The following is a 5563-nucleotide window of genomic DNA, read 5'->3' as shown; positions in this document are numbered from 1 at the left end:
AACTCGTAGAACAAAGCAGCCTGTTCAACCTGCTGATGCCCCATCATGATCTTCAGCCCTGCCAGTTAGACAGACTGAATCATTGATGTCTCTGCGTCGCAACTGCCGCCTTTTTCAACACAATCGGCCCTTAGCAGACGTCACGTAAGAAAGCTGAGACGTCCGCTTTTGAGGGCAACGCAGACTTGGCTGGGCTTATGAGTTCTGTCTGGAGCGCCAATCGGTGGCCGCTTACAACTGACGAGCTTCGGAATCGAAGCTCTAGTCGGAATCCTTCGCACGCTTGCGGTTCTTGTCACCCGCGCCGGCCAAGCGCGCCAACGCCGCCTCCTTGCGCATCCACTGAATCCGTGGACGCGCCGGATATCCTCCCCAGGTTTCACCGGCGGGAATGTCGCTGATGACGCCGGAGCGCGCGGCCAGGCGAGCGCCCTTGCCGACCGTCAGATGCGGCGCAAGGCCGACCGCGCCACCGAGCAGCGCGTAATCTTCCAGTGTCACGCTGCCGCTCAATCCGGACAGCGCCACCACCACGCAGTGCCGGCCGATCTGACAGTTATGTCCGATCTGGCAGAGGTTATCGATCTTGCTGGCCTCGCCGATCACGGTGTCCCTGATGCCGCCGCGGTCGATCGTGACGTTGGCGCCGATCTCGACGTCGTTCTGGATGATGACGCGGCCGGTCTGCGGAATCTTCTGCTGCGCGGCATCTTCGGTGTAGCCGAAGCCGTCCTGACCGATCCGGCAGCCGGGATGGATGATCACGCGATCGCCGATCAGCGTGTGCGTGATCGAAGTGGTGGCGCCGATCCGGCAGTCGCGGCCGATGGTGACGTCGGGGCCGATCACTGCGTTGGCGGCGATGACGCTGCCCGCGCCGATTTCGGCGCGCGGTCCGATCACCGCGCCGGGATCGACGGTCACGTCACCTTCCAGCCGCGCCGTTGGATGAACCGTGGCGCCTTCAGCAATGCCGTCGGTCTCGAAAAGCGAGGCCGGCCGCAGCGATTGCGGATAGAGTTGTCGGTGCACGGCGACGAAAGCGCGATACGGCGTTTCCGTCAGCAGCACGGCGAGTCCCTTCGGCGCATGTTCGACGAAGCGCTTCGGCATCAGGCAGGCGCCGGCGCGCGTTTTGGTCAGCGCATCGACAAACTTGTTGGCATCGATAAAGCCAAGATCGGAAGGACCCGCCAGATCGACCGGCGCCACGCCGTCGATCACGCGCGACATCGCGGCGGTGCCGATCGGTTCGGCATGCGTCAGTGCGGCAATCTCGGCGATCGTCAAACCGGCCGGACGATTAAAGAAGCGACGATTTCCCATTTACCAATCCACCATTAGCGCGGCCGGCGTGCCATGTCTCACACGTGCAAGCAAGCCGCGCGAGCCGCAGCGGCGTTCAACCAAGATGTGAGCGCGTTGGCACAACGGCTACGTTGACAGTCATCTACATTCATCCGATGCTATTATAATACAAGGCAAAATTTCACATTGTCGAAAAAGCTGAACCGTCGAAGTTCAGCTGTTAACCGGGAGCGAATAATGACTTTTCGTCGCCATTCTAATGCCTGTCTCGCCGCGGTCGCGATCGCTGCACTGGTGACGGCATGGTGCGGCCCCGCCACTGCACAACAAAAGCCGGCTTTGAAGGTGGGCGCCGATGCGATCGGCGGCCAGGTCACCGGCCCCAACGGTCCGGAAGCCGGCGTCTGGGTGATTGCCGAAACCACCGACCTGCCAACCAAATACGCCAAGATGGTCGCCACCAACGACAACGGCCAATACCTCATCCCGCAGCTCCCCTCCGCCAAGTATAAGGTCTGGGTGCGCGGATACGGCCTTGTCGATTCCGACAAGCAGGATGCGGCGCCCGGCAAGACCCTCGACCTCAAAGCCAAGGCGGCGCCGAACGCGGCTGCCGCTGCCGAATACTATCCGGGCATGTACTGGTATTCGATGATCAAGATCCCACCCGCCAGCGAATTTCCCGGTTCGGACAAGAGCCCGACCGGCATGCCCGCCAGCATGGACTCGCAAGCCACCTGGATCGACAGCCTGAAGAACTCCTGCCAGTCGTGCCACGCGCTCGGCAGCGACAATATTCGTCATCCTCACGTGAAAGAACTCGGCGAGTTCAAGAGTTCCGAAGAGATGTGGGAGCGCCGCGTTCAGTCCGGCCAGGCCATGAACAACATGGCGCTGACACTGGGCCGGATGGGACCGCCGCGCGCCTACAAGATGTTCGCCGACTGGACCGACCGGGTCGCGGCGGGCGAACTTCCCTTCGACAAGCCGGAGCGTCCGAAAGGCATCGAGCGCAACGTCGTCATCACCTCGTGGGAATGGGGCAAGCGGGGCATGTACCTGCATGACGAGGTTTCGACGGACAAGCGCAATCCGACGGTGAATGCCAACGGCAAGATCTACGGATCGCCGGAAGAAAGCTCCGACGACATCCCGGTGCTCGATCCCGTCAAGAACACGACGTCGTTCATCCACGAACCCTATGTCGATCCGCAGACGCCGAGCGCCAAGGACGACCCGATGGCGCCTTCGCCGTTCTGGGGTGAAGAGGCGATCTGGGACGGCCACACCTCGATCCACAATCCGATGATGGACGAGAAGGGCCGGGTCTGGTTCACGGCACGGCTGCGGCGGACGCCGAACCCGGCAAGCTGCCAGGCCGGCTCGGACCTTCCCTCGGCACAGATTGCGCCGTTGAAGGAATCGGCCCGCGAAGCCTCGATGTACGATCCGAAGACCGAGAAGTGGACCACGATCGATACGTGCTTCAACACGCATCACCTGGTGTTCACACCCGACAACAAGCTCTGGTTCAGCCAGGGACAACCCTATAGCGGCGTGGTCGGCTGGCTCGACGTCAAGAAGTTCGAGCAAACCGGCGATGCGATGAAGTCGCAGGGCTGGACGCCGACCGTAGTCAACGTCTCCGGTACCGGCAAGCGCGAGGATTTCGTTGCGCCCGACAAGCCGATCGAGCCCGGCAAGGACAAGTGGGTGAAGGCGGCTTTCTACGGCGTCATGCCGAGCGTCAAGGGCGACGTGATCTGGGGTCAGGCCATGGGCCCCGGCTTCTCGCGCATTGCGCAGCCGGCACTGCTGATCCGGATGATTCCAGGCAGCGACCCGACCAAGACCGCAGTCTCCGAAATCTTCCAGTCGCCGCCCGGCACCTATGGCTCGCGCGGCGTCGACGTCGATTCGAAGGGCGTGGCCTGGACCGTGCTTTCGAGCGGACAGCTCGCAAGCTTCGACCGTTCCAAGTGCAAGGAAAAGCTGCAGGGACCGAATGCCGCGACCGGCGCACAGTGCTTCGAAGGCTGGACGCTGTACCGGATGCCCGGACCGCAGTTCAAAGGGGTCGACGATCCCAAGGGCAGCGCGAACCACGCCTATTACATCTGGGTCGACGTCCACAACACGCTCGGCTTGGGCAATGACGTGCCGATCGCGATGGCCAATGGCAGCGAATCCATGCTGGCGCTGGTCAACGGCAAGTTCGTCGATCTGAGGATTCCCTACCCGCTCGGCTTCTTCGCCAAGAACGCCGACGGCCGCATCGACGATCCGAAAGCCGGCTGGAAGGGTCGCGGACTCTGGACCACGACCGGCACCCGCGCCTACTTCCACAGCGAAGGTGGCAAGGATGCGCGGCCGCGCGTGTTCAAGCTGCAGATGCGCCCCGACCCGCTGGCGGGCTAGAACCAACGCCCTCCAATTGGCGGGCGCGCGACACAAATGCTTCGTTGCATCAAGTGATGCAGCGAAGCATTTGCATTTTAAGAGTCCGGCAGCTCGCGGACGGTCAAAACAGACCGCGCGCCCCAGTGGAGTTTTCTGGCGCCGCATCATGCCGATCGGGGAGTCGAAAACTCAAAGCAGCGTCGACGTCGTGAAGGGGAACGGCAGACTTTGACACCAGGAGATTGTTGATGATCGTCAGCAAGCCTTCCATCGAAGTCGCCGAAGTGCCGCTAAGCGGCGGCAGGACGACGCCCGGCGTCGTTCACGTCGGCGACACCGTGCGCCGCCCGCAGACCGCAAACTCTACGTTCGTGCGTCGCCTGCTCCGGCATCTTGCAGACAAACGATTCGGAGCGTCGCCGGCCTTCCTCGGCATCGACGAATTCGGACGCGACATTCTTTCATTCATCGAAGGCGACGTGCCGGCGGATCTCGCATGTCACGATGACGGCGCGCTGTGGACTGCGGCATCGATGATACGTCGTTTCCACGACATCGGGGCCGAGATGGTGCCGACGTTGCCCCATCGCCGGAGCGGCATCGAAACCATCTGCCACAACGATCTCTCGCCGTGCAATTTCGTCTTCAGGGATGGCACGCCCATCGCGATCATCGACTTCGACGCCGCTGCACCAGGGCCGCGTCTCCTTGACCTCGGATATGCAGCCTGGCTTTGGCTCGATCTCGGTTGCCTGGAGATTCCGGTACCGGATCAGCGTAGACGCCTCGCGAACTTTGTGAAGGCGTATGGAATGTACGACGTCGAGGCTATTTTTCCTGCGATACTCGAACGACAGGCCATGCTTTCCGCCGAGGGTCGCCGCACAGGCAAATCCGCCATGGCGGATTGGGCGGATCACTGCCGCGAGTGGACGCAGTCCAGCCTCGCGCCTTAACGCTGGTCAGCTTATCCTGCTCGTTCGGAAGTCGCGCGGACGCGTCGCGGTCGACGCGGCGACGGCGGTCGTTAACAAAGCGACCTACTCGTCGCGATAGACCTTCTCGCGCTTTTCGTGGCGCTCCTGCGCTTCCACCGACAACGTCGCGATCGGCCTGGCTTCAAGCCGCTTCAGCGAGATCGGCTCACCGGTCTCCTCGCAATAGCCGTAGGTATTGTCCTCGATGCGCTGCAAGGCGGCATCGATTTTGGAGATCAGCTTGCGCTGGCGGTCGCGGGCGCGCAGTTCGATGGCACGATCGGTTTCTGACGATGCACGATCGGCGAGATCAGGATGATTGACGTTCTCCTCCTGAAGCGTCTGCAGCGTGATCTTCGATTCCCGCAGGATCTCATCCTTCCAGGCCAGGAGCTTGGCGCGAAAATAGTCGCGCTGCCGCTCGTTCATAAAAGGCTCTTTTTCGGAAGGTCTGTAGTTCTTCAGCTTTTCCAAGGCCAGCCCATCTTTCACCTGAAGGCCCCGCTAATTTGCGGCGCCGCGCGAGAGGCAAGTTCCGCTCACGCGGCGCCTTATATAGCGGGGACTTGTGACAGACAATATTCCAATGGCCAGCCCTACCCTTTGCCCAAGCCCTTGCACAGACAAATCTATCGGGTCCGGGCGAGGAATCGCATTCGGCAGTTAATAGCCGACCGTAAAGCGCTTGCGAACATGGGCGGGACGCTCGATTTCGTCGGCCATCGCCACTGCGAAGTCCTCGAACGAGATCCAGCTCTTGCCGCTCGAATCGACCAGCAGCTGGTCGGTTCCCAGACGGAACTTCCCAGTCCGGTTCCCGAAATCGATCAGCGCCGAAGGCGACAGGAAGGTCCAATTCAGCTCCTTCTCCTGGCCGA

Annotated in this window: 5 protein-coding genes; 2 read left to right on the top strand and 3 right to left on the bottom strand. The window is 61.7% G+C overall.

Features of this window, described 5'->3' with window-relative positions; genetic code table 11:
- Positions 1–261: 261 nt before the first annotated feature.
- Positions 262–1326, bottom strand: a complete 1065-nt coding sequence (gene lpxD, locus VFL62_RS00735) for a UDP-3-O-(3-hydroxymyristoyl)glucosamine N-acyltransferase (protein WP_325170463.1) — start codon at positions 1324–1326, stop codon at positions 262–264.
- Positions 1327–1545: 219 nt separating this feature from the next.
- On the opposite strand from lpxD, the gene VFL62_RS00730 reads away from it, so the two are divergent.
- Together VFL62_RS00730 and VFL62_RS00725 are read left to right on the top strand one after the other, a co-directional pair.
- Complete coding sequence (locus tag VFL62_RS00730) at positions 1546–3726, top strand: carboxypeptidase-like regulatory domain-containing protein (RefSeq protein WP_325170462.1); 2181 nt, start codon at positions 1546–1548, stop codon at positions 3724–3726.
- A 230-nt stretch (positions 3727–3956) separates the two neighbouring features.
- Entirely contained in the window at positions 3957–4664 is a 708-nt protein-coding gene (locus VFL62_RS00725; RefSeq protein WP_325170461.1) for a phosphotransferase enzyme family protein, read from the top strand.
- Between the two features lie 84 nt (positions 4665–4748).
- Here VFL62_RS00725 and dksA read toward each other — a convergent pair whose 3' ends face one another.
- Positions 4749–5114 (bottom strand): RNA polymerase-binding protein DksA, encoded by a 366-nt coding sequence (gene dksA, locus VFL62_RS00720; protein ID WP_171707889.1) that lies wholly within the window; start codon positions 5112–5114, stop codon positions 4749–4751.
- Between the two features lie 234 nt (positions 5115–5348).
- On the bottom strand, positions 5349–5563 hold a 215-nt coding region (locus VFL62_RS00715; protein ID WP_414644566.1), incomplete at its 5' end, for an NAD(P)-dependent oxidoreductase.

Source organism: Bradyrhizobium sp., from assembly GCF_035701725.1.
In the GTDB taxonomy this organism is placed as follows: domain Bacteria; phylum Pseudomonadota; class Alphaproteobacteria; order Rhizobiales; family Xanthobacteraceae; genus Bradyrhizobium.
Note: the sequence above shows the minus strand (reverse complement) of the source record. Positions and strands in the feature narration are given on the sequence as shown.